This window comes from Altericista sp. CCNU0014 (assembly GCF_044923475.1).
In the GTDB taxonomy this organism is placed as follows: domain Bacteria; phylum Cyanobacteriota; class Cyanobacteriia; order Thermosynechococcales; family Thermosynechococcaceae; genus JAAURS01.
Genome location: NZ_CP137338.1, coordinates 1926629 through 1949877 on the forward strand (window position 1 = coordinate 1926629; position 23249 = coordinate 1949877).

General features: G+C 51.1%; 21 protein-coding genes and 1 pseudogene. 16 read left to right on the forward strand and 6 right to left on the reverse strand.

Annotated features, from left to right (window positions below; translation table 11 throughout):
• The first annotated feature begins 144 nt into the window (after positions 1–144).
• From R6H26_RS09575 to R6H26_RS09615, 9 genes and pseudogenes are all read left to right on the forward strand, one after another.
• Positions 145–720 carry a hypothetical protein gene (locus R6H26_RS09575; protein WP_404790228.1) on the forward strand — a complete coding sequence of 192 codons (576 nt, stop codon included), beginning with the start codon at positions 145–147 and terminating at the stop codon, positions 718–720.
• Between the two features lie 50 nt (positions 721–770).
• Positions 771–2057, forward strand: coding sequence for a transposase (locus R6H26_RS09580; protein WP_404788692.1), 1287 nt, complete (start codon positions 771–773; stop codon positions 2055–2057).
• Positions 2058–2367: 310 nt separating this feature from the next.
• Positions 2368–2937: a DUF4231 domain-containing protein gene (locus tag R6H26_RS09585; protein ID WP_404790229.1), complete on the forward strand. Its 570-nt coding sequence runs from the start codon at positions 2368–2370 to the stop codon at positions 2935–2937.
• A 194-nt stretch (positions 2938–3131) separates the two neighbouring features.
• Positions 3132–3887 (forward strand): alpha/beta fold hydrolase, encoded by a 756-nt coding sequence (locus R6H26_RS09590; RefSeq protein ID WP_404790230.1) that lies wholly within the window; start codon positions 3132–3134, stop codon positions 3885–3887.
• Positions 3888–3913: 26 nt separating this feature from the next.
• Positions 3914–4315 (forward strand): hypothetical protein, encoded by a 402-nt coding sequence (locus R6H26_RS09595; RefSeq protein ID WP_404790231.1) that lies wholly within the window; start codon positions 3914–3916, stop codon positions 4313–4315.
• Between the two features lie 30 nt (positions 4316–4345).
• A pseudogene (locus R6H26_RS09600) lies at positions 4346–4579 on the forward strand (DUF1304 domain-containing protein); the annotation flags it as partial.
• Positions 4580–4750: 171 nt separating this feature from the next.
• Positions 4751–4888 (forward strand): hypothetical protein, encoded by a 138-nt coding sequence (locus R6H26_RS09605; RefSeq protein WP_404790232.1) that lies wholly within the window; start codon positions 4751–4753, stop codon positions 4886–4888.
• Positions 4889–4988: 100 nt separating this feature from the next.
• On the forward strand, positions 4989–5240 hold the full coding sequence (locus R6H26_RS09610) for a UPF0175 family protein (RefSeq protein ID WP_404790233.1): 252 nt from the start codon (positions 4989–4991) through the stop codon (positions 5238–5240).
• Positions 5233–5718: a DUF3368 domain-containing protein gene (locus R6H26_RS09615; protein ID WP_404790234.1), complete on the forward strand. Its 486-nt coding sequence runs from the start codon at positions 5233–5235 to the stop codon at positions 5716–5718. The genes R6H26_RS09610 and R6H26_RS09615 overlap by 8 nt, the downstream gene beginning before the upstream one ends.
• Positions 5719–5849: 131 nt before the next feature.
• On the opposite strand, the gene R6H26_RS09620 is transcribed toward R6H26_RS09615, so the two are convergent.
• Positions 5850–6179: a type II toxin-antitoxin system RelE/ParE family toxin gene (locus R6H26_RS09620; RefSeq protein WP_404790235.1), complete on the reverse strand. Its 330-nt coding sequence runs from the start codon at positions 6177–6179 to the stop codon at positions 5850–5852.
• Positions 6169–6438, reverse strand: coding sequence for a type II toxin-antitoxin system ParD family antitoxin (locus tag R6H26_RS09625; RefSeq protein ID WP_404790236.1), 270 nt, complete (start codon positions 6436–6438; stop codon positions 6169–6171). Before R6H26_RS09625 ends, R6H26_RS09620 begins: the two co-directional genes overlap by 11 nt.
• A gap of 339 nt (positions 6439–6777) precedes the next feature.
• On the opposite strand from R6H26_RS09625, the gene R6H26_RS09630 reads away from it, so the two are divergent.
• Together R6H26_RS09630 and R6H26_RS09635 are read left to right on the forward strand one after the other, a co-directional pair.
• A complete protein-coding gene (locus tag R6H26_RS09630; protein ID WP_404790237.1) occupies positions 6778–7821 on the forward strand; it encodes an alpha/beta hydrolase in 1044 nt (347 codons plus the stop codon).
• Between the two features lie 34 nt (positions 7822–7855).
• Entirely contained in the window at positions 7856–8056 is a 201-nt protein-coding gene (locus R6H26_RS09635; protein ID WP_404790238.1) for a hypothetical protein, read from the forward strand.
• 34 nt (positions 8057–8090) lie between these two features.
• Here the strand turns inward: R6H26_RS09635 and R6H26_RS09640 are convergent, their stop codons facing one another.
• From R6H26_RS09640 to R6H26_RS09655, 4 genes are all read right to left on the reverse strand, one after another.
• Complete coding sequence (locus tag R6H26_RS09640; protein ID WP_404790239.1) at positions 8091–8372, reverse strand: antibiotic biosynthesis monooxygenase; 282 nt, start codon at positions 8370–8372, stop codon at positions 8091–8093.
• 173 nt (positions 8373–8545) lie between these two features.
• A complete protein-coding gene (locus R6H26_RS09645; protein WP_404790240.1) occupies positions 8546–9148 on the reverse strand; it encodes a glutathione S-transferase family protein in 603 nt (200 codons plus the stop codon).
• Positions 9149–9438: 290 nt separating this feature from the next.
• A complete protein-coding gene (alaS, locus tag R6H26_RS09650) occupies positions 9439–12072 on the reverse strand; it encodes an alanine--tRNA ligase (RefSeq protein WP_404790241.1) in 2634 nt (877 codons plus the stop codon).
• A 95-nt stretch (positions 12073–12167) separates the two neighbouring features.
• Positions 12168–17411, reverse strand: a complete 5244-nt coding sequence (locus R6H26_RS09655) for a translocation/assembly module TamB domain-containing protein (RefSeq protein WP_404790242.1) — start codon at positions 17409–17411, stop codon at positions 12168–12170.
• A 384-nt stretch (positions 17412–17795) separates the two neighbouring features.
• Here R6H26_RS09655 and R6H26_RS09660 point away from each other — a divergent pair, with 384 nt between their 5' ends.
• The 5 genes from R6H26_RS09660 to R6H26_RS09680 all read left to right on the forward strand — a co-directional run bounded on the left by R6H26_RS09660 (position 17796) and on the right by R6H26_RS09680 (position 23151).
• Entirely contained in the window at positions 17796–18191 is a 396-nt protein-coding gene (locus R6H26_RS09660; RefSeq protein ID WP_404790243.1) for a DUF3110 domain-containing protein, read from the forward strand.
• A gap of 153 nt (positions 18192–18344) precedes the next feature.
• Positions 18345–19850 carry a DUF3084 domain-containing protein gene (locus tag R6H26_RS09665; RefSeq protein ID WP_404790244.1) on the forward strand — a complete coding sequence of 502 codons (1506 nt, stop codon included), beginning with the start codon at positions 18345–18347 and terminating at the stop codon, positions 19848–19850.
• Positions 19851–19962: 112 nt separating this feature from the next.
• Complete coding sequence (locus R6H26_RS09670; protein ID WP_404790245.1) at positions 19963–22212, forward strand: transglycosylase domain-containing protein; 2250 nt, start codon at positions 19963–19965, stop codon at positions 22210–22212.
• Positions 22213–22302: 90 nt separating this feature from the next.
• Positions 22303–22680, forward strand: coding sequence for a c-type cytochrome (locus R6H26_RS09675; protein WP_404790246.1), 378 nt, complete (start codon positions 22303–22305; stop codon positions 22678–22680).
• Positions 22681–22782: 102 nt separating this feature from the next.
• Positions 22783–23151 (forward strand): hypothetical protein, encoded by a 369-nt coding sequence (locus R6H26_RS09680; protein ID WP_404790247.1) that lies wholly within the window; start codon positions 22783–22785, stop codon positions 23149–23151.
• Positions 23152–23249 lie beyond the last annotated feature (98 nt).

The following is a 23249-nucleotide window of genomic DNA, read 5'->3' on the forward strand; positions in this document are numbered from 1 at the left end:
CGAATGGCTTAGTACTGCTGTAATCGAAAAAATTAGTTTCAGATTTTTATTTGTTTTCACAAAAGATTTATACTAAAAAATAGTTTCTTAAGAAAAAAATTGATATTTATAGTGATTACTTTAGCTTCAATTTTTATTTCCGTCATGCTGATTTCTCCTTCTTTTGCTGATCCTCTATGTATTCATGGCATGAGAATTGTAGGTAGTCAATCCATTTATCTCTCTCACATGGGGCTATTTAGGAACACTTGTCATGATTACCAAGCTTTGTTTGAGGTTAGCTTTACTGGATCTAATGATCCACAAAATGTTTATTTAAGTGCTCAAAAATCCGATATAAATAAAAATGAGTTTACATTAAAACCCAAGAATAAATTTGAGCTTCCAAGACTTAGATCGGGAGAAATTAAATCTTTTAATGCTGATATTTTTGAAGGTCAATATGAGCGGCCAGCAACTAAGCCTAAATTAATTGCATCTAATGTAACAGTAAATATCAAACGAGTTCTTTATTTTCAACATTTTGAACCTGCCGCAAAATTATCTTCCAATATTCAATATCTTCTTTTTGGCAATAGCAAGGAACAGTATGTAGCACATAAACTAACAAGAGCAAACGACTACGATCAAATACTATCTGTTAAAACACCGCTGAATTTAAAAGATAGTGAATTGAGTAAGGCTGTGATTTTGGTTAGTGTCCTGAGTTTTTCGCCATAGAGGCCAAAGCGTGAAAAGGTCTGAGGATAAGAGATTCAGGCCAACAGAGAATGGATATCGTCGCACGCAAAGCCCAAATACTGCGGGTTCAAACCCAAAATCCATATCCAGAGTTGAACGAAGTCCTACAGGAAAAACTGAATACAGAGGTTCTGGGGGTTACGCAAAGCGTCTTAGAAGCAGCTCTGTGCGAAGAATTACAAGAGCATCTCAATCAGCTTGCGGGAGAACGACCTCGTCGGTCTGGCTACTTCAAGCGAGTCCTTGATAGCGAATACGGGCGCATCGAATCCTTGTCGGTACCCAAGCTGCGCCATGGGAACAGAGACCGAGACTGGCAAATCTTGGGGCGCTATCAACGGGGCCTTGGCAGTCTATTAAACTTTTGTCTAAGTCTGTATGTCATGGGCCTGTCCTTGCGAGACTTGCAAGAAGCGCTCTATCCATTACTCGGGGCTGTATTATCGGTCAATGCCATCAACCGAATCACAGAAGCCGCTCAACAGCAGATGAATCAACGGCGCACGGCAAAAATTACCACTGCTGTACCCATTTTGCTTGTCGATGGTGTTTGGGTGAGAATTCAATATGCAAGCGGGGAAACCTTTGAAGACCAAGCTGGACATGTGCGCGCCTTGCGTCAAGCCGAAGAACGGGTTGTTTTAGTGGCAATGGCCATTTATCCAGATGGCACTCGTGAAATCTTGCACTATGAGATTGCCGAGAGTGAATCTCAATTCGCCTGGGAGTCTTTTTTCAAGGGTTTACAGGAGCGTGGATTGAAGCTTGATGGGGTTGAGGTTGTCGTCAGTGATGGGACCAATGGATTGCCCGCTGTGCTCAAAGCCTGGGTACCTCAGGCCCAGCATCAACTGTGCATCACTCATAAAATCAGGGCAATGCTGCGTCATCTGGGCTATGAGAATTTATCCATCCAAGATGCGCAAGGTCAGACCCTAGACCTTCCAGAAGCAAAGAAGCTTCGCTATACCCAGATTAAGACTGACGCCTATGACATCTATAAAACCGATGATTGGATGGAAGCCATTGAGCGATTGGTGGTCTTTGTCGAGACTTGGCAGTCTGTTGAACCTAATGCCATCCGCTCCTTTTTGAGAGATATTGTTTTGACCTTTAATTTCTATGATTTGAACCCATCCTTATATCCACTCGTCCGAACCACTAATGCGCTCGAACGATTGTTTCGAGAGTTTAGGAACAAGTCCGATGAAATTGGTGCGTTCCCCAATGAAGACAGTTGTTTGACCATTTTCTTCTTGGTCTTACAGCGTGACCATACCAAGCATGACCGTCTCAAATCTGTGGCGAAAAACTAGGGACACTAACTGATTTTGACATTTCCTAATCGACCGACTTTAAATGAATCAGATTTATTTTTAAAGTCGCTCACCGCTAATGCTTTGCCTAAGCCAGTGGTTAAAATTAATGGGCTAGTTCCTCTTCAATCGCTTGAAGTCGGAAGTCAATACTTTCAAGAGAAATGTGATTATGAAGCTAATCCACCGTCTCCAGATCAATGTCCACTTTTAAAGATAAATAATTGATAAAGCGTTGAATTTAGTAAATGTGTTGACGGCTATCCTTTAAGGATTCTTGATTAATTCGGTTATTCAAGAGAAGTTGCTAATGAATACCACTAAAGCTAAGAAGGAAAAAGTACGGAATCATGAAATTATTGACTATGTCAATAATTTACAAACGAACAATCTAGGTTTATCTGAATCTGAAATTATCTATTTAAGACTTCGTTGGCTTAAATCATTTTTGTGGATGGATAGAGCTGCAGTTGTCCATAAGTTCATGCATTATTTTATGCGTCTAATAATGGCAGTGGGAGCAGTATTGATTCCTACTTTTGTTAGTGCAAATAATTCAAGACTTCAAAATTATATACTTGCAATTGGATTAATTGTAGCAATATCTACTGCGATAGAAGAGTTATTCCGATATAAAGATTATTGGTACCACTATCGTACAAATGCAGAATTATTAAGATCCGAAGGATGGCAATTTTTTCAACTGGTAGGTAATTATAAAGAGTATTTAAGTCATAAAGAAGCATTCTCATCTTTTGCAACAAGAATTGAAACTATCGCTCAATCTAGCGTTGATTCATTCTTGAGCAAGATAATTCAAGAGAAAGAAAATATAGTCAACAAAAAAATTGCGGCTGCACAAAATAATAAAGATCCCTGATTAACTCGAATTCGTATTGACTACATGCTGTTAGTATGAAAGCTTTAATGTGTCATGATTTAGAGTTATAATTTGTTTTCATTTATGAAGTAAAAGTCACTAAGCTGATATAACTACATCAATTGAAACAAGCAATGAAGTCCGAACCAGGAATAGATATTTAAACTTTCTCTTAAACTGTTTTACAAAAAAATATGCCAAAAACAACCGTTGGTGACATCGACATAAACTACGAAATTCAAGGAAGCGGTTCACCGCTACTCCTAATAATGGGGCTAAGCTTCAGCCTAGCCGATTGGGGTACAGAACTCCCTGCCCTCCTTGCCCCCAACCATCAACTCATCCTCTTCGACAACCGCGACGCAGGCTTAACCAGCCAATCTAAACGCGACTACACCATTGCAGATATGGCAGACGACACCGCAAGTTTGCTAGATGCCCTAACAATTCTCAAAGCCCATATTTTTGGTGTGAGTATGGGCGGAGCCATTGCCCAAGAACTTGCCCTCCGTCAGCCTAGCAAAGTCGATAAACTCATCCTCGGCTGTACCTTTGCAGGTGGTACCTGTAGTCAATTTGGTGATTTCAGCCCCCTTCAAAACGGCAAACTTGAAGACCTACTGTTCACACAAACCTATATTAAGGCCAATGATAAGCTCATCAAAAACCATCTAGCCAAAGCGCAACCCTTGCATAGCAAAGGCGGAGCATTGGAACGCCAACTCAAAGCCCTTTACACTCACAACACCTGTGACACCTTATCCAACATCTCAGCCCCAACCCTCATCATCACCGGAGACAGCGATACCGCCATTCCATCTAGCAATAGCGATTTCTTGGCAAAAAAAATCCCTAGTGTCAATCTAGAAACAATTGCTGATGCTTCCCACGGCTTCACCTTTAGTCATGCAGCCAAAACCGCCCAACTCGTTCACGATTTCTTGAACTAAATTATTTCTTGCAAAGACTGAAAATCATGACAAATCCAAGTGAAGATATTAAAGCTGAGTTTCGAGACTATATCAAAGCTTTTAACACAAAAGATGGTTCCAATTTAACACCCTTCTTTCACAATCCAATTCTTTTGGTCGATCGCGAGAAAGATCCTGTCATCTTGGACGAGAGTATTATTGGAAAACTTAAATCATTTTTTGGATTTAAAAAAGTTTTTAAAGACTTAGAAGAGAGAGGATTTGACCATAGCGAGCTAGACGATGAACCCCAAGTTAAGCTTTTGAGTAAAACCCTAGGGAGCGTTACTGGCAATGCAACACGTTACAAAACAGACCACTCAGTTCTAGAGCGCTTCGGCTACACCTACACGTTTCGTCAAACTTCCAAAGGGTGGAAGATTGTTACTGGCATCATCCATGATTGACTAGGCTTTAACCTCACAGAAGCCACCAAAGCCGCCGCCATAGTAGCCAACGCCGGACTTTATAACGGGTTTATTGCCTCTGGCCTAACCTGGGGCATCCTCTCCGGCCCAAAAGGCTACCCCATCAAAATCTTCTTTTTAACCTGCGTCATCATTGCTGGTCTATTTGGAGCCGTCACCCTAAGGCCCACAACGCTTTTGATTCAAACCTTACCTGGAGTCGCCGCACTCGTCTGTGTTTGGTTATCTAGACCTAGATCGTAGGGCGATTTGAGCATCATTTGAGCGGAAAGCAGAGAATAGGGCAATGCCGATCTCCAAAATGCTAAGCTGAACAAATCGACAAGGAATTGAGCCATAAGTTAAGAATACTCAATACTTAAAAAGTATATCTGCCCACCTCATCCATTCAGTTTAGATGCAGCATCAAATGCTATGAAAAGCTTCTTAGAACTCGAAACTGAAATTAAGCAATTGCCAAAAACCGAAATTCGTCAACTCACAGAGCGGTTACAGCAATATCTAGAAGATAAGTGGGATCGACAAATGGAAACCGATCTCGCTTCAGGCTGACTAGATCTCCTCATCGCCAACGCAGAAGAAGCCATCTCAGCCGATCGCATCAAAACACTGGATGACTTTATGCTAGATCCACCTGCGAGGGAACAAACCAATGCATAACATTACGCTATCCGTACCAGATGAGACCGTTGAAGCGCTGAAAATTCTACCTGAAAATCTCAGTGGCGAAATGCTTTTAGTCGCAGCCGTCAAACTCTATGAATTGGGTCGGCTTTCATCTGGTGCAGCAGCCAACCTAGCAGGCATTCCAAAAGTTGTCTTTTTATCCAAATTGGCAGACTACGGAGTCGATACCTTTCATCTGAGCGAATCCGAGTTGGCAGAGGATCTTGCAAATGCCTGAGGTCATCGCCGACACCTCACCCATTCAGTATCTCTACCAAACCAATCTTCTAGATCTTTTGCAATCATTGTATGGGCGCATCCTCATTCCTCAAGCGGTCGTTGAAGAACTGTCTCAAGGATGCAAACAAGGCGTCGTTTTACCAGATCCTGAACTCATTTCCTGGATTGAAATTCGTAAAGTTTCAACATCCAACCTTATACCGATGGTGCCAAATCTTGGTTTAGGGGAACGAGAAGTTATAAGCTTAGCAATTTCTCTTTCTGATTCTCTAGTTATTCTGGATGATGCTCTTGCCCGAAACTATGCGCTTCAAATGAACGTCGCTCTGACAGGCACATTAGGCGTTCTTTTAAAAGCAAAGCAATCAGGCTACATCAACCAAATTTCCCCCATCGTAGAACAACTTGACACGCTTCGTTTCCGTCTTGCCCCAGCAACCCGAACCGCCATCTTAAAATTAGCTAACGAAGCTTAAATTTTTATCTCATTAATCAATCGCATTTGTTTTTACTACAGCAAGCGATCGCGCTGATGTTCGCGACTGAAACGGCGATCGCGTTCACTTGAGCTGGAGTAGTGGAGATGCGATAGCTCTGTGGCTCATCCTCATTCCGATAAATCATCTCCTTCTAAAAGTGCTTCCAAATCTCTGGCTCCATGTAATACTCGTAAAATATCTACACCATCATCGGTTACACGGTAAAAAATCAGAAAACTTTTGAACCCCTTAATGGCATATTGTCGAACATCAGCCAGTCTAGCGTGAGTAAAGCCGCTCAGCCTTCCAATAGCAGGCATTGTGCCTAAAAAATTAAAGGTATCCTCTGCTGCCATCAAAAAGCGATCGGAAGCATCCAGATTATCCTCTGCGATATAAGTTGCTTGCTCAATTAAATCCTGAATGACGATAGGGCGTTTATTAATCTTAGCCATCATTCAATTTTTGTTGCTGCGCAATCTTTCCTTGTACAGCCAGCCGAATATCTTCCCAGTCTTGAGCAGACATAGACGTTGAAGTCCCAGAATCTAGACCTTCTAACAAAAGAGTCTCCAAACTTTCTTTAGCCTTGCGCTTCTGATCCTGTCGAATCAGATCGCGGAAAAACTCACTAACCGTACCATAACCGCCCGTAGCAACCTGTTCATCGATATAGGCCTTCATCGACTCCGGCAATGAAATGTTAACAGTGCTCATAAAACATTAGTTAATTTAAGTGCCAATGATATTATGACAAAATTTGGCAAAATTTGCCAAGCCAGACAGTCTCAGTTATGCGGATTTAATTTTTAAATGTGCGATCGCTTTGTAGCTCTCACTGCTGAGGGCGATCGTGTCTGTTTCGCAAAAGTAAGCGATTGATGTTCGCGACTGAAACGGCGATCGCTTTGTGCTTTGTTCAAAAGGCGATCGAACTCACGTCGATCCGCGCAAGATTTCGATAAAGTATCGCAAGAATCGGGCGTGTGTTGGTGGGATAGATTCCCTAAAGTAGAGGCATCGAAGAAAAACACCTCTACTCCAAAGAAAACAGCTATGAAATATTCGTTGGTTCCCGCTTCCATTGCTGCCCTATCACTCTTCGGCAGCATCGTTGATTTCAATGCTTTAGCCTTGCAACTCGAATCATCGCCAACAGCGATCGCCCAAACTCAAACGATGGCTAAAGCCTTTTCCTATAAGTCTGGCATCAACCGCGTTACCTTTCAGAGCAACGGTGTGAATCTCGTCGGCAACCTGTATCTTCCTGCTAACTATAAAGCAGGCGATCGACTTCCTGCCGTTATCGTCTCCGGTTCTTGGACGACAGTGAAAGAGCAAATGGCAGGTGAATACGCTCAAAAGCTGGCCGATCGGGGCTTTGCCGCGCTCGCATTTGATTCCCGTTCTTTTGGCGAGAGTGGCGGTAAGCTGCGGAATTATGAGTCTCCCAGTAACAAGATTGCGGATATCAAAAATGCCATTACCTTTCTGCAAACCGTAGATGCAGTGAATGGCGATCGCATTGCAGGCTTGGGCATCTGTGCCGGAGCGGGTTATATGACCGCCGTCGCTGCAGAGGACGATCGCCTCAAGGCATTAATTGCAATTGCACCCTGGATTCACGATTCGGCGATCGTCAACCAAGTCTATGGTGGCGAAGCCAAGGTCAAACAGATGATTCAAACCGGACGGAATGCTGCTGAAAAGTTTGCCAAAACCGGACAAGCAGATTACGTCTTCGCCACGAGCAAAACCGATAAATCGGCGGTGATGTTTGGCGAGATCGACTACTACCAAAATACTGAGCGCGGTGCTATTCCCCAGTGGAATAACCGATTTGCCGTCGCAACTTGGGCAGAATGGTTGACTTTCAATCCCACGATAAAAGCCAATCGAGTCAAGATTCCAACCTTGTTCGTCCACAGCGAAAAGGCTGCAATTCCCAATGGTGCCAAACAGTTTTTTGCAGCTATCCCCACTAAAAACAAGACATTTGTTTGGGCGAACGACTACCAACAATTTGACTTTTACGATCGCCCAGGTGCGATGGACAAAGCGATCGCCCTCACCACCAACCACCTCAAAGCTTCGCTCTAAATCCTTCTCCCCATCCAAAATCGAGGTGTTGTGGTTGGCTTCCGATGCCGTTGAGATTCCTGCAGAATTGCGCGATCGCCTGGAGCGGGTCAGCCGCTCTGCCCGCCAGTTTCCCTATACGTTCTTCGATGCAGAAATTCAGGGCACGATCCACGGCGGCAAATCCGTCGGCTCCAAGCCCGTTGGCTACTATCCTTCCATCTCGATCCAAGCGGCGGGGGCAGAAGTAGCTTGAGTCAGTTCGGGCATCTCTCCTGCCTCTAATCCCGTTATAAAATACCCGCCTCTAACCGATCGAGATAGATAAATTCAGGCAACTTAACTCCTGCTTTCCTCCTAATCTCAACCAATTCAGGCGATTCAAAAAAAGCCCGCGCGTCGCTGATCGAAGTCCAAGCTGAGAAATGAACGATTTTGTTGGGTTCGTTTTCATAATTGAGAACCTGATAGGAACGTTCGCCCGCTTTTTTTCTAATGTCTGCTGCTCGGTCGAATACTGTTTTCCAAGCGAGGTAATCTTCAACTTCATGGATAATCAGAACGTATTGCATATCAGGGTATCTTAAAAGCTCAGGTTATTCAGTAAGGAGAATGAATTGAGGCTAATTTCAGGACTTGTTATCGAGTAACGAATTGAGGCGTCCATCAGCATCGCTCAAAGTAAATAGATCGCGACATTTTTTATCGATATTCTTCCCCATCTAGATCCGTCACTCCGATACCCTTACCTCTCCATTTTTACGTAGCCGGGAATCGACTCAAAATCCCTAAACCACCTTTGAATATTGATATATTCTGAGAGATCGAACCCACCCTCATCGGCGACATGGGTATAAGCGTATAAACTGATGTCAGCAATTGTCGGATTAATACCTAGGAAGTATTTGTTTTCGCTTAGGCGATCCTCCATAATTGCTAAAGCTTTATGACCGCCCGCTTGCTTCGAGCGGTACTCTATTTCTCGATCTTCGGGTAAACCTAGGTACTTGTTAATGTACCTAGCTGTTGCAATGTAGGGTTCGTGGCTGTATTGCTCGAAAAATTGCCATTGCAGAACTTTAGCTCTTTCGTAATTCCCTGACGGCAAAAAAGTTGTGCCTTCTGCTAAATAATTTAGAATGGCATTGGATTCCCAAAGATATTGTTCATTCTCCAGTTTGAGCACTGGAATTCTTGTATTTGGATTCATCTTCTTAAACTCGTTGGAGTGCGTTTCACCAGCCAAGATGTCAACGTGAATCCATTCATGCTCAATGCTAAGAAACTGCATCAGCAACTTAATCTTATAGCAGTTCCCTGATAGCATATCTCCAAATACTGTGTACATGTTTTTTTTCTTTGCGTTCGGTTTTTCTGCCTTTAAGACTTAGAGTATCTCATTTTTGAATCTGGCGATTGAAATTCGCGACGACAAGAACGACGTCTCCCTATGGGGACTCGTCCTCTGAATTTAACCTGCGCAGGCAGGTTTTGTTCCTGTAGCCGCGATTTCAATCGCTAGGATACTTTTGCTAAAGTAAGATACTCTTCTTGGAAGTACTGCTGCACCGTTAGAATCGCTGACGTCGCACTCAAGTGTTAATACCTACTGTCGCTTTTATGCAGCTATTGCATACTTCAACTCAAGCCACTTACGAGCTGTTGCCTTGCTTCCGCTAACGCCTCTGGTAGCTTACTCGGATCGCGCCCGCCCGCCTGGGCTAAGTTGGGTCGCCCACCACCGCCACCACCGCAGATTTTGGCAATACTGCCAATAAACTTCCCTGCCTGCAATCCCTTTTTGTTTGCGGCAGAACTAAAAGCCGCCACTAAGCTCACCTTCTGCGCCTCAGGAGAAGACCCCAACACCACCGCGCCTTCGCCTAGCTTTTGCAGCAGTCGTTCGGCAGCGGCCTGCAGGGAACCGGGGTCGACACCCTCTAATTCCGCTACCACGATCTTAAAATCGCCAACGGTCTCGGCCCCATCGAGGAGCTGGGTAGATTTAACCAGAGCCAGTTCCGACTGAAGGGCTTCGAGCTGCTTTTGAGTATTCTTAAGCTCGGTTTGCAGGTTCGTAACGCGCTCGGTCAGTTCTTCTGGCTTGGCCTTGAAGCGATCGCCCAGTTCCCTCACCACGGCATCGCGGACGTTCAAGTATTCCAGCACCGCTGGCCCCGCAACGGCCTCAATCCGCCGCACCCCGGAGGCAATCCCCGTTTCCGATACGATTTTGAACAGCCCGATCTCGGCGGTGTTGCTGACGTGGGTGCCGCCGCACAGCTCCATGGAAACCCCAGGTACGTCGATGACGCGCACCCGATCGCCGTATTTTTCGCCAAACATGGCAACCGCGCCCTTGGCCCTTGCCTCCGCGATCGGCATCTCGGCAATTTGCGCGTCGTGGGCTTCGGCAATCCAGGTGTTGATTTGGTCTTCAATTTGCTGGAGTTCGGCTGCGGTCAATCCCCGGTTGAAGTTGTAGTCAAACCGCAGCCGATCGAACGCAACGAGCGATCCCGCTTGACCGATCGATTCATCGACGAGCTTCTTGAGTGCAGCTTGAAGCAAATGGGTGGCCGTGTGGTTGGCTTGAGCGCGACGGCGGCACGCGCGATCGATTTGGGCCGTAATGGCATCGCCCAGGCGAAGCGTCCCGCGCTCGACCTGCCCGTAGTGGATGTAGATGCCCGATTCTTTCTTGACATCCCCAACCCGAACCACCACGTCAGCGCCCGATAGATAACCGCGATCGCCCACCTGCCCGCCGGACTCCGCATAGAACGGCGTTCGGTCGAGGGCAATTTGCACCGCCGTCCCAGCTCCAGCTTCTTCCACAGAATGGCCATCGACCAGCAGCGCTACTACCTGAGCCGATGTTGAGGGTTCGATGTAGCCCCGGAATTCCGTCGCATGAATGCGTTCGGCCAGGCGATCGAGGGCACCTTGAACCGTAAGATCGATGGTTTCATGGGCGGCACGGGCGCGATCGCGCTGCTGCTCCATCTCGGCTTCAAAGCCCTTAGCATCCACCTCAAAGCCGCGCTCCGCCGCAATTTCTTGGGTCAGCTCCAGTGGAAATCCGTAAGTGTCGTAGAGGGTGAAAGCATCCAGCCCGGAAACGACCGGGGTTTTACCCTTGGAAGCGCTGGCTAAGATCTCATCCAACAATTTTTCGCCGCGTCCTAGGGTTTTGAGGAACTGGCTTTCTTCGCGCTCCAATTCAGCTTTGATGGCGTTATCTCGACCTCTCACATTAGGATAGGCCGCCTCGGAAAGGGCGATCGCCGTCTCTGCGACTTTGGCAATAAACGCGCCCTCAATCCCGATCGACTGTCCGTGACGCACCACCCGCCGGATCAATCGGCGCAACACGTAACCCCGTCCCGTATTCGAGGCCGTAATGCCGTCAGCAATCATGTGGACGACCGAACGGACGTGATCGCCGATCACCTTGAGCGAAATCTTGGTCTTTTCATCGACTTTGAAGTAGTCAATTCCGGCGAGATCCGCAGCGGTTTTAATAATCGGAAAAATCAGATCCGTCTCGTAGTTATTGGGCACCTTCTGGAGAATCTGGGCCATGCGCTCTAAACCCATGCCCGTATCGATATTTTTGTTTTGCAGCGGCGTTAGGGTACCTTCCGCATCCCGGTTGTACTGCATGAAAACGAGATTGTAGAACTCAATGAAGCGCGTGTCGTCTTCAAGGTCGATATTGTCCTCGCCCCGTTCTGGATGAAAGTCGTAGTACAGTTCCGAACAAGGCCCGCAGGGGCCCGTCGGCCCGGACGCCCAGAAATTATCGTCCGCGCCCATGCGCTTGATGCGGGTGACGGGTACCCCAATCCGATCGCGCCAGATGGCAAAGGCTTCGTCGTCCTCTTCAAAGACGCTCACTACCACTCGTTCCGGCGGCAAGGCAAAGACCTCGGTGGAAAGCTCCCAAGCATAGGCGATCGCCTGTTCCTTAAAATAATCCCCAAAGCTAAAGTTGCCCAGCATCTCAAAAAATGTATGATGCCGCGCGGTGCGTCCCACATTTTCGATATCGTTGGTGCGGATGCATTTTTGCGATGTCGTGGCGCGGGGAAACTCCGCCTCTCGCTGGCCCAAAAAGATCGGTTTGAACGGCAGCATTCCGGCGATCGTCAAGAGCACCGTGGGATCTTCCGGGACCAGAGATGCGCTCGGTAAAATTTGATGTCCCCGCGCCGCAAAAAAGTCTAGGAAGGTCTGCCGAATTCGAGCACCGCTGAGAGAAGAAGCCATAGGAACTTAAAGCAAATTTTCACCTTCTTCCATCATGCCTTGAGATAGGAGGTTTGAGGGACGGACCGATGAAATTTATAGCCCGCTCGGCGAGTTCAAAACCGGAGACGATACTCTAAGATGCCCACGGCATCCCCTTCAAAATTGACCGAACTTCTGACGCGAAGCTGGTCGGTAAAGTCATAGCTCAAATTGAGCTGCGGCGACTCATCCGTATCGGTGACGATCTGAAGCAAAGATACGGAAAAACGATCCGTGATATCGTAGCCAAACTCAGCCCCCAAGTTTAGGGTCGAGCGGGCATTTCGATTATCTCCAACAGGTGTTAGCAGCGGAAACAAGCGGAAGCTGGCCCGACTGCCCAGCACGTCATCTACGAGGCTCTGAAAGCGGTTTAAGAACGCGGAACTTGCAAAATTGACGATCGCCCCCTGAGCGTCCCCGGCTTCCAGAGATTGAGCGATGCCGCCGCTGAGGAGGGCAAGAATTTCATTCTGAGTTCGACCCGGCGTGCTCGTCAACTCAAGGATGTCGCTGAATCGGGTATTGAGCTGGCTGGCTCTGCCCTGGATGTTGGCGCGAACGCGAACGGACTCGATCGAGCCGAGGGTTCCGGCCTGGATATCTTCAAACTCGTTGAGGTTGGTCGCCCGTCCGGCAGCTGCAACTTCGGTTACGGTGGTGCGCAGGCTGAGGTTCAGTAACGGGTCTAAACCATAGGCAGGGGTAAACTGGGCAAAGTTTTCTCTGCGTTCGTCTACCCTAAACAACGTCGTAAATAGATAGACATTCCCCTTCCTAAAGCGGACGATCCCGTTGGGGCGCGGTGCGTCGATGGAGCCGTTGAGATCGACTTGCCCGGACGCGATAAAGCTCAACACTGGCGGCTGCAAAATCCTGATGTTTTCGCCCAAGCGCACTTGCAATCCCTCAAAGGAGACCGATGCAGCTCCCCCTCCAGTGGCGGGCGTCGGGCTCGAAGCTTGAGCGGCAGATGCGGCAGCCAGTAGCACTTCGCCGTTATCGAGCGCCACAAAGCCACCGATGGCGGGGCGGAAGGCGCTTCCGGTGACGTTGAGATCGCCGTTGACTTGCCCCCGGTACAACCCCCTCACATTCAGAGCTGTGTTGTTCAGCGCAACCGAGAGGGGCGTTTCCACCGGAAGCTTTTCATCAAAGATGGGGAGACTGCCTTTCACGATGACTTCGCCTTTGTTATAGCGCCCGCTCAGCTCGTTCGCGGTCAGCCGATCGCTGTTAAATTGGACCGAGCCCGTCACATTCGTCAGCGGCTCCGGGAACGTGGGCGATCGCAGCGTTGCATCCTGAAGAACCAAACCGCCCCGCAGCAAGGGTTTTTCTAGGGTTCCCCTCACCTTCAGATCGAGATTGCCTTTTCCGTCCACCCAGGCCACCTGATCCGAGACGATATTGACGAGCGCTAGGCCCTGGTCCTTGACGGACATCGAAACATCGATTTGGTCGCTGGCGGGCTTGACTGCAGAAAAGGGCAGCGCGTAAGGGACGTTTCCGCTAATTCGGATGGGTTCGGGCGAGTCGATATTTGCCGTGCCGTCAAACACCAGCCGCGCATCTTTGTAATTGAACTGCGTGGAAGCGTTTTGAATCTTAGCGCGGTTCAAGACGCCCTCATCAATGCTGAACTGCCCTTCCACGCTAGGGTTATTCCATCGGCCCACTAGGTTAGCCGACCCGTTGAGTTTTCCCGTGATGTTAACGGGCAGGTCCAACAGATCGGCAATCGAGTCAATTGGCAGTTGTCTGACGACGAGCTGTCCTGCTTGGCGATCGCCGCCCACCCGACCCGTAAAAGAAGCCACGCTTTCACCGCTCGTGAGGGTCAGCGGTTCGACCACCAACCCCGACGGATCCAGACGCCCTTGAGCCACCACGCGATCGATGCGGTAGTCCTCTAAAGTCCAATCCCGACCGGCCAAGTTGAAGGTGCCGCTCAGCCCCGCTCGGGCAGAACCGGAAAATCGAACCTCTCCTGATACAAGGCCCTTAAGATCTTCCCAGCTCGGAATTGCCCCATCGCCGTTTTCCTGTCTGCGCAGGGCTAGGAATTCGTCCACTTCGGCCAACCGCTGAAGCTGCTGCCAAAGCGGCACGTCAGATACGTTAACGGGCGTTGTTTCCACGTTGGTCGCGCTGCCCAAGTTCGGCTCTGCGGGTTTAGGCGCGAGGGCGTTGCTGAAGGATGCGGCCACGCTCAGCAAATCTTCAACTCGGGCTTGGGCGATCGCCAGACGGCCCGATACTTGAGGGTTCGTCAGATCGGTCAGCGTCGCGTCGAGCTGATACTGGTTCTCCCCTTGGACTAAGCGAGCCTGAGTCAGGGTGGCCACGCCTTTGGCATAGCGGAACTGCCCCGTGAGGCGATCGCCCGTAAAGCGACCGTAGCCCGGACGCCCCAATCCAGGTTGCTCTACCACAAACGTACCGTCGGTATCGAGGGTCCGTAAATTTAAAGCCAGCGTGCCCGAAGCGGTCCCCGAAAGCGAGCCGATGTTTTGCGCGATTTGAGGAAACTCGTTGAGGGCCGCGACTGGCACGTCGGTCAAGACCAGTCCGAAGGTGTCCGGGGTAGCGCGCTGCCCCACAATCGTAGCCTTATCCCGCCGAATATCGATGGCGATCGGCAGTTGTCGGGCATCTAGCGCGACCTGGACGCGATCGCGGGTACCGCCGATGTCGAGTGTCAGCCCTTGGGTCGTATTGAAGTCAAATCGTCCCGCCATCAACGGCTCGAAGGCTAGGTCGGAAACCTTAAGATTAGAAATTTCTACATTGCTGGTCAGCCTTGGGGCGCTGAGCGTCCCAGTTAACTTACCATTCAGATCCGCAAGGCCGTAGAGCGGATTCTGCGATAATCCCAGCGCCGAGAGCCGATTGAGTTCGAAGCGTCGCGCCAATAAATCCAGGTTCAGGGTCGTAATTTGCGGGCCTTGCGGGCCTTGAAGCTGCGCGCCTACAATTCCGCGCGCCTCAAATCCAGGCGCAGTCGCCCGATCGACTAAAATCTGCTGTCCGTTCCACCGAATTTGGGCCTTTAAGGGATCTTGCAAAACCGAGAGTCCCTTAGAAAATTGCAAAGCGCCCCGAGCGCGAGCCGTTTGGGTACTAAAGCCAGCTAAAGGCCCCGTAATTGCCAACTGCCCCGCCAGCGCGCCTCTCAGCTCTGGAGAATAACTCGTCAGGTCGATGCCGGGCAGCGTTGCGTCGAGGTTGACCCGCCCGTCGGCGACTAAGCCATTGACTCGGATGCTGCCACCCTTCACTTGGGCGATGACATTCTCTAAGGTCGTCCGGCCTTGGCGGACGATGGCGCGCCCGACCGTCGGGTACGCGCCCCCCGGAGCCTTAAACTGCACGACAGTCCGAATATCGCTGACGGGACCGGACACCAAGGCGCTCCCCCCCACCAGCCCGATCGCAAATCCAGGCGAAGCTCGATAGAGTCGGGCGATCGCGTCCCCCGACAACCCACTCCCTTCAAACTGCGCGTTCAAGATACTTTGGCTGGGTTCGGGCTGGATTTGCAGCGTCGCTCGTCCTGCAATCTTGCCGCCCTCGACGGGTCGAGCGGTAATGTCCGAAACAGTCAGCAAAGACGACGCCAGCCTGAACTGCGCCGACACATCCCGCACTGGAATCCGGTCGAGGGTTGCCGTCCCGATACTCTGGACCGAACCCGTCAGGACGGGCGCGGCGATCGCCCCACCCACCAGAATTTCGCTGGCCTGTACTTGCCCGGCTACCGGAAACGGAAGAGCACCCACCTTCAACGTTTTGAGCGCTGTATTGACCTCAATCGGTTCCGTCTGCGCCGCTAGGTTATACCCGCGATCGGGATCTATGGACCCCCTCGCCTTTACGGGGACGGAGCCATAGCGCGTCGTAACCCCCTCTAGCGTTGCCGTCAGCCCGCTCAAGCGCACCAACCCGTTCGTCTCGAGAAAGGGCTGGGGAATGCCCGGCACCGCCGCATTGACGCGATCGAGCGATGCAACGCCCTGAAGCGAAGGCCGTTGGTTTTTCCGAAGCCGTACCGCAATATTGCCGCCAACGCGCCCGGCACTCACCTGAAGCGGCAATCGATACGCGCGATCGAAGAGGGCCGCCGGAACGTTTTGGGCCTGAATCAGCAGATTGGCAGACTCCAAAGGCAGGCGGACGTTACCCTTGACCGCAGCCTTCCCCCCAGCAGCAAGCGCGCCTTTAAGGTCTAGCTGCATAATCTGAGATGCGCCTAAAAATGCAAGCGTACCGCTCACATCGCGGGCCGTCTGGCGGCGGCTGCGACCGTTGGCCAAAATCAGCTTTTCTGGAACTTGACCTTCGCCTCCCTGAATAAAAGCCTTCCCCTGCACGATCGGCTGCCGATTGGCGGGGACGGCGACGGCAACATCCAGATCGATCTGATTCGCCTTTCCGGCAATAGACTGCTCGATCCATTGCCCTTCAGCTTTTTGCAGTTTGCCCTTACCGCTCAAGCGCAAAGCTTGCTGCGGGGCATAGGCCAGCCGCAACCGACCGTCAAACCGTCCGGTGCTGACGCGAACTGGACTCGGCGGCAGCAGCGGCAATAGCGGAGCCACCTCAAGGTTTTGGGTCTGAGCCGTCAGCTCTAATGTTTGCTGAGGTGGCTTCCAGTTTCCATTCAGGGCCACCCGACCGCCAGAATCGATCCGACTGTCGCCGCGAAAGTCAATATTCCTGTTATTGTCCTTGAACTTTGCAATGGCATTGCTGCGCTGCAAAACTCGAGACGCACCGATGGTCGGGTCGAGCGTCACCGTCGCATCTAACGCTCGGATAGAGTTGAGTTGGATCTTAATCCCACCCGCATCGGCGAGGGGACTCAGCCTCGTGCCGATCCACCGATCGTCGGGACTTTGGTCGAGATAGACGGTAGGGCGATTCAGGATAACGTCTAACCCTAAGGTTCGCGCGAACGGAACCGTCCAAGGATTAAATCGAACCACCACCGATTCCGCAACGGCTCGATCCCGATCCACTACGGTTTTTCCATTAATTTGAGTGGTGTGAGGGGCGATCGTAGAGCGCCCAAACTCGAGTTCGGAGAGAGAATAACGCTTGAGGGGACCTAACTTAACCGGTCTGTTGAGCAACTCCAGCAAACCTTCCTCAATTCTGGGAGAGAGCTCGCGCTCGATAAAAAACAGCCCCCGCCATGCTGCTACCCCGCAAAGGGCACCAAGAACCAGTAGACCTCCTAAAACCGGGCGGCTGAACAAAGCCAGCCCCAGCATTCTAGGTCCCCGCGGAGACGGATCTGGAGAAGAATAAGACATAGCACGCTCTGGTTAAAACAGCGATGGCCAGCCTAACGATTGCTAGACGGGAGTGAGGCAGCGTTCGCTACTGGAGTGAGGAGTCGTACTCTGGGCTTGCTCAGAACTTTAACAAATTTAATTGCTTATAGTCTCACATGACGGAGGCATCTCGGCAAAATGTTACCAATGATAACCTCGAAATTGTTATAACAGGGCCAATGTGAAACAATCTTGGGCTAGAGCGACGCTGTCTTAATATTGGGACATAATTCTGTGAGAACATCTTCCTATCGATAGAATTCGGGTTGGCAATCCCTGGAAATGCCGAATCCGAAATCTGGACTTCATCCAAAGTCTGGGACGTAAAAGGCTCTAAAATGTTCGATTTCCATAAGGGTGGCTATGCGAGTATACGTACTTCTGTTTAACGTCGGCACTGATAATGAAGGCATCCACACCCTGAAGCTGAAACAGCCCGAAACGGAAGACGACTATCAAGATGTGGTGTTAGCTTTTGAAGAGGAGGACGACGCGACGCGCTTTGCGGTTCTTTTAGAGGCCCAAGATTTTCCTGAGGCTGCGGTGGAGGGTATCGACCAAGAGGAGCTAGAGGACTTTTGCGAAAGTTCCGGTCTGGGGTTGCAATATGTCTCTGAGGGCATGTTGGCGGTACCGCCCTCATCCAATGTTGAGGAGACAGACTGGCAGGAGGAGGGCGCGGTTCCCAGGGCGGAGGAACCGGAGTCCGCCATGGCCGACCTTGATGAAATCAAGCGGCGGCTAGAGCGACTGCTATAGATGCACTTCGGCAATCGACGCTGGGGGTGATGTTACAATCGCGACAGATTCAGTCATTTTTAGAGAGCGCGCCAAGTCAAGACGGTGCTTTGCTGAAATGTTTGGGTGTGAGTATGGACGTGTCGACGTTGGGGAATTCCCCACTTTGACTCAATGACTGGAACTTTTTTGATCCTTGCGATCGTTATTTTAGGTGGTGTGATTGCAACGGTCGGCGATCGCATCGGCAGCCGCGTGGGCAAAGCTCGGCTGAGCTTGTTTAACATGCGCCCTAAAAAAACAGCGGTGCTGGTCACGATTTTGACGGGTAGCATCACGGCGGCAACGACCCTTGGGGTTTTGCTCGCCGCCAATAAGGAGCTGCGAGATATCATCTTTCGCACTGAGTCGATCGTCCGTCAAAATCGCAAAGTCAATCAAGAACTCGAGCAGACCCTAGCCCAAAAGTCTCAGATTCAATCGGAACTGTCCGTTTCGCGGGCCGACTTAATTGAGGCCGTGCGGCGACTGCGAGGCGTTAACGATTCCCTCAAGGTGTCAGTACAGCGCCAGAAATTCACTGAAGTAAAGCTCAAGCAGCTCAGATCCCGCTACGATTTTGCCCAAACGACGCTCCGCCGCTTTGGCGCTCAGGCCAAAACGCTGCGATCGCAAATCGGTCAGCTTTCGACCCAGCGGCAGCAGTTGGTGACCCAACGCGATGAAATTCTGGCGCGTCTTAAAGATGCAGATTCTCAGAAACAACAGCTAGAGGCTGCCGCCAGGAAAGCCCAGCAGAGAATCCAAAGCGTCGAACAACAGGTTGCCCAAGCCCGCCAGCAGCTTCAATCTGCCGTCGCGCAACAGGCTAGCCTGCAACGATCGGTCTCGGACGCGCGGGTCCAGTTAAAGCAGGCGGCGGACGAGCAAAATACCCTGCGCCAGCAGCGAGAATCCCTGGGGCGCGAAATTGCCGCCCTCGAAGAAAATCGGCAGCGGCTCTCCGAGAACCTCCGGGTGCTGCTGTTGGGGTTGCGGCGCGGGAATGTCACCATTCGAGCGGGTCAAATTCTTGCCGTCGGCGTGGTTCGAGATATCCGCGACCCCGAGCGGGCGCTCCAGGCCATCAATACCTTACGGCTTCAGGCCCGACGCACTGCCATTATTTTAACCAACCCCCAAAACCTTCCCCCCGACCGACGCGTGGTAGAAATGGCCAAGGAAGACGTAGAGGGGCTGATCCGACAGGTGAGCGACGGAAAAGCTTACGTCGTGCGCATTCTATCCGCACTGAATTATCTGGAAGGAGAAAGCCAAGTCATCGCAGTTCCCCAAGTTGCCCTGAATAGCGAAGTGTTTCCGCCGGAAGCGGTGGTTTCCACCCTTGCCTTAACGCCGTCTAGCCTCACGGACGAGCAAATTTTGGCTCGCATTAACGCGCTCTTTAGTGCGGCCAATCGCCGCGCGATCGAGTCGGGCGTGCTGCCGGACCCGGTTACCGGGACTGTCGGCTCGTTCCGCCAAATTGAGCTGTTTCGGTTTGTCTTGGCGCTCAAGGAACGTAATGACGAAGAACCCATTGAAATTCAGGCCGTTACTTCTAGCCAAGTATTTAGTTCGGGTCCGCTGACGCTGAGCTTAGTGGCGTTGCGCAATGGCAAGCCAATTTTGAAGAGCTGAGCGAATGCCTGAGGAGGCGTTTGACTGGAGGCTCGACCCCGCGCTCGGGCATCAGGAAGAGGCTCCGAATCAGTATGATGAAAGGATTATTCTGTGAATGCCGTAGTTGCGCATGAGCAAACCCAACCCTCCCCGCTCGAAAACTGTCTTGACCAACCTCACGCGGGTGGTCCACAATCTCCAGGAACGCGTTCATTTTTCTAAGCTCGTCCTGCGCAAAGATGCCCGAGTGCCGGAACTCTGGGTGCAGGAGCCTGGGACGGAGGCAGCCAAAATTTATCCGCTCCTGGGCGATCGCTACACGATCGGGCGCAGTTCCAAGAGCAGCGACATCGTCATCCGCAACCCCATTGTCAGCCAGCTCCACGCCACGCTCAAACGCGACCCCAAGCATCGGCGCATCTTTACCATTCGCGACGAGCAATCCACCAACGGTATTTTCCGCAATCGCCGCCGCCTCAAGACTTACGAACTGTCCCACAAAGACGTGTTAACCCTAGGTCCCCCAGACCTAGAGTCTGCCGTGCGCGTTCAGTTTATCGACCCGCCCCCTCTGCCCATCAAACTTTTGCGCTCTGCCCTCTACGGCATCAGCGGTTTATTCGGAGCCGCGACGATTGGTACGGCGATCGCCTGGCACGGGATTCCGGTCAACCCGCTGCCGACCTCCCAACAAGGTCCGGTTGTCGTGCTGGCCAGGGACCAGACGCCGTTGGTCCAGGTGAGGCTCCAGGGGCATGTCGAGCTCAAAAAACTATCGGATTACTCGCCCCACGTCATTCAGGCATTGCTGGCCTCGGAAGACAGCCGTTTTTACTGGCACGCGGGTGTGGATCCCCTCGGTATTTTGCGAGCCATTTTGACGAATGTTTTTGGCGGGAGCCTGCGGGAGGGGGGCAGTACCCTCACCCAGCAGCTCGCCCGCAGCTTGTATCGGGGCTACGTGGGGACGGAAGATTCTTTAGGTCGCAAAGGACGGGAGGCGATCGTCGCTCTGAAGTTAGAGGCATTCTACAGCAAGGATTTTCTGCTGCTGAACTACCTCAACAAGGTCTACCTGGGCGCCTACGCCAGCGGCTTTGAAGATGCCGCTCAGTTTTACTTCGGCAAGTCTGCTAAAAACCTCAGCGTCTCCGAGGCCGCCACCCTGGTGGGCATTTTGCCAGCGCCCAATAGCTTCAACCCGATCCAAAACTACAGCACTGCCGTCGAATACCGAAACCGCGTCATTTCTCGGATGGCAGAACAAGGCCGCATTTCCAATGAAGAAGCCGAACGGGCGCGGCGATCGCGCATCGAAATTAGCCCCAAGGCTAAAGCCCAACTCCAGAGCGCGATCGCGCCCTACTACTACAGCTACGTCTTTGACGAACTAGAACAGCTTTTGGGCAAAGATCTCGCTCAAGAAGGCAACTTTATCGTCGAAACCGCCCTAGACCCCAACATTCAAAGCAAAGCAGAATCATCTCTCAGCAGCACCATCGAGAACGAGGGTGCCGCTTCGGGCTTCTCCCAAGGCGCGCTCGTCACCACCAACTTTCGCACTGGCGAAATCTTAGCCATGGTCGGCGGCAAAGACTATCGCAAAAGCCAGTTCAACCGCGCCACCCAAGCCCTGCGACAACCCGGATCGACCTTCAAGCTCTTTACCTATACAGCGGCGCTGGAAGCCGGTATTTCCCCCAGCGAAACCTTTTCCTGCGCGCCCGTGGATTGGGACGGACAGCTCTTCTCGGGCTGTAGCAATGGAGGAGCGGGAGCGCTGGACCTGACAACGGGGGTCATGCTGTCAGAAAACCCCATTGCTCTGCGCGTCGCCCAACGGGTGGGCCTGAGTCGCATCATTCAAACTGCGAGGCGCTTGGGCGTGCAGTCCACCCTAGAGCCCGTCCCCGGCTTGGTACTGGGGCAGAGCGAGACGACCCTGTTAGAGATGTCGCGGGCCTACGCTGTCGTGGCCAACCAGGGTCGCGAAGATCCGCCCCTAGCGATTCGCAAAATCTTGGATGCGGGAGATTGCAAGTCTCTTCAGGACCTTCAAACCTGTCGGGTCATCTACGATCGCAAACAGGATCTCAAGCAAAGTCTGCAGCCCCTTTCTCAGGAAGTCGCCAATACCATGACCCAGATTCTAACGGGCGTCGTGCGCTCTGGAACGGGACGTGCAGCTGCCCTGGGACTGGGAGAAGCGGGAAAGACGGGCACGACCAACGACAACCGCGATCTCTGGTTTATCGGCTTTATTCCGAACCAAAACCTGCTGACGGGCATCTGGCTCGGCAATGACGACAATCAGCCGACGGATGGCAATAGCGGTCAAGCTGCTGCCCTATGGGGCCGATTTATGAGAACTATTTTGTAAAAACTAAAACTTTGTTAAACGGAGTAAAGAAAAGAAATGTTATATAAAGAGATGTAAGCTTTAACGAGCATGGTTTCTGGGGCACCGATTGTGAAAGAGCAGCCAACGCTCGTCGCTGAAGTCAACATTCAAAAATTAGTGCTGATGGCACTGGCTTTCATTACGATCGCGATCGTTTCAGTAGCTGGAGTTTACTATTGGCAGCACGCCGATCCTTACGTGCAGGCGGTCCAAGCTGTGCGCGGCGATGCGGTACGGGGCAACGCAATTTTTCAGATGAATTGTGCGGGATGCCACGGTACGCTGGCAACCGGAAAGGTGGGTCCTAGCTTGCGGAAGGTGACGAGTCGGCGATCGCAGCTCAGTCTCATCGAGCAAGTTACTAGTGGCAAAACGCCTCCCATGCCAAAGTTCCAAGCGAGTCCTTCGGAAATGGCCGATTTGCTCAGCTATCTCAAAACGCTTTAGGCACTCAGATCGCTTGACAAGCCAGCACCCGTCTTGAAATTGAGGGTTGGGTGCAAACGCTAGAATTGAAGGTAAGTCTTTAACCGCACCCTCGAACGCACAATGGATATGAGTCGCGCAACCTCAAGTGTATTTTGCTGCGCCATTGCCCTTAGTTTGCTATCGTCTTGGCCTACGCTCGCCCAGACTCAAGTCACTCAACCGCAAGTCGTCAGCCCGCCCCCAAGCCCATCTAAAACGGATTTTGAAGGCAATGCATCGCTTTCCCCTAGCGAATTGTTCGAGCAGCACCAGGAAAAGCGCGCGCTCCAGCAAGAGCAATGGCAGCAGAAGCAAGCGCGATGGCAGTACCTACAAGATTTAAAGTTTCAACGGCAATACTTAAAACAACAGCGACAGATCGAGCGTCAGATGGAGTTTAAGCTGCGGGGCAAACAATCCAGCGCCGATCGCCGAAGGGAAGTCGCATGAAAAGGGCGATCGCAAACCGGATCGAAGATCCCAAAATTCAAACGCCTGCCCTTTAAGATAAATCGCAGGCGTTTCCAACTCAGCAATAATCGGCAATC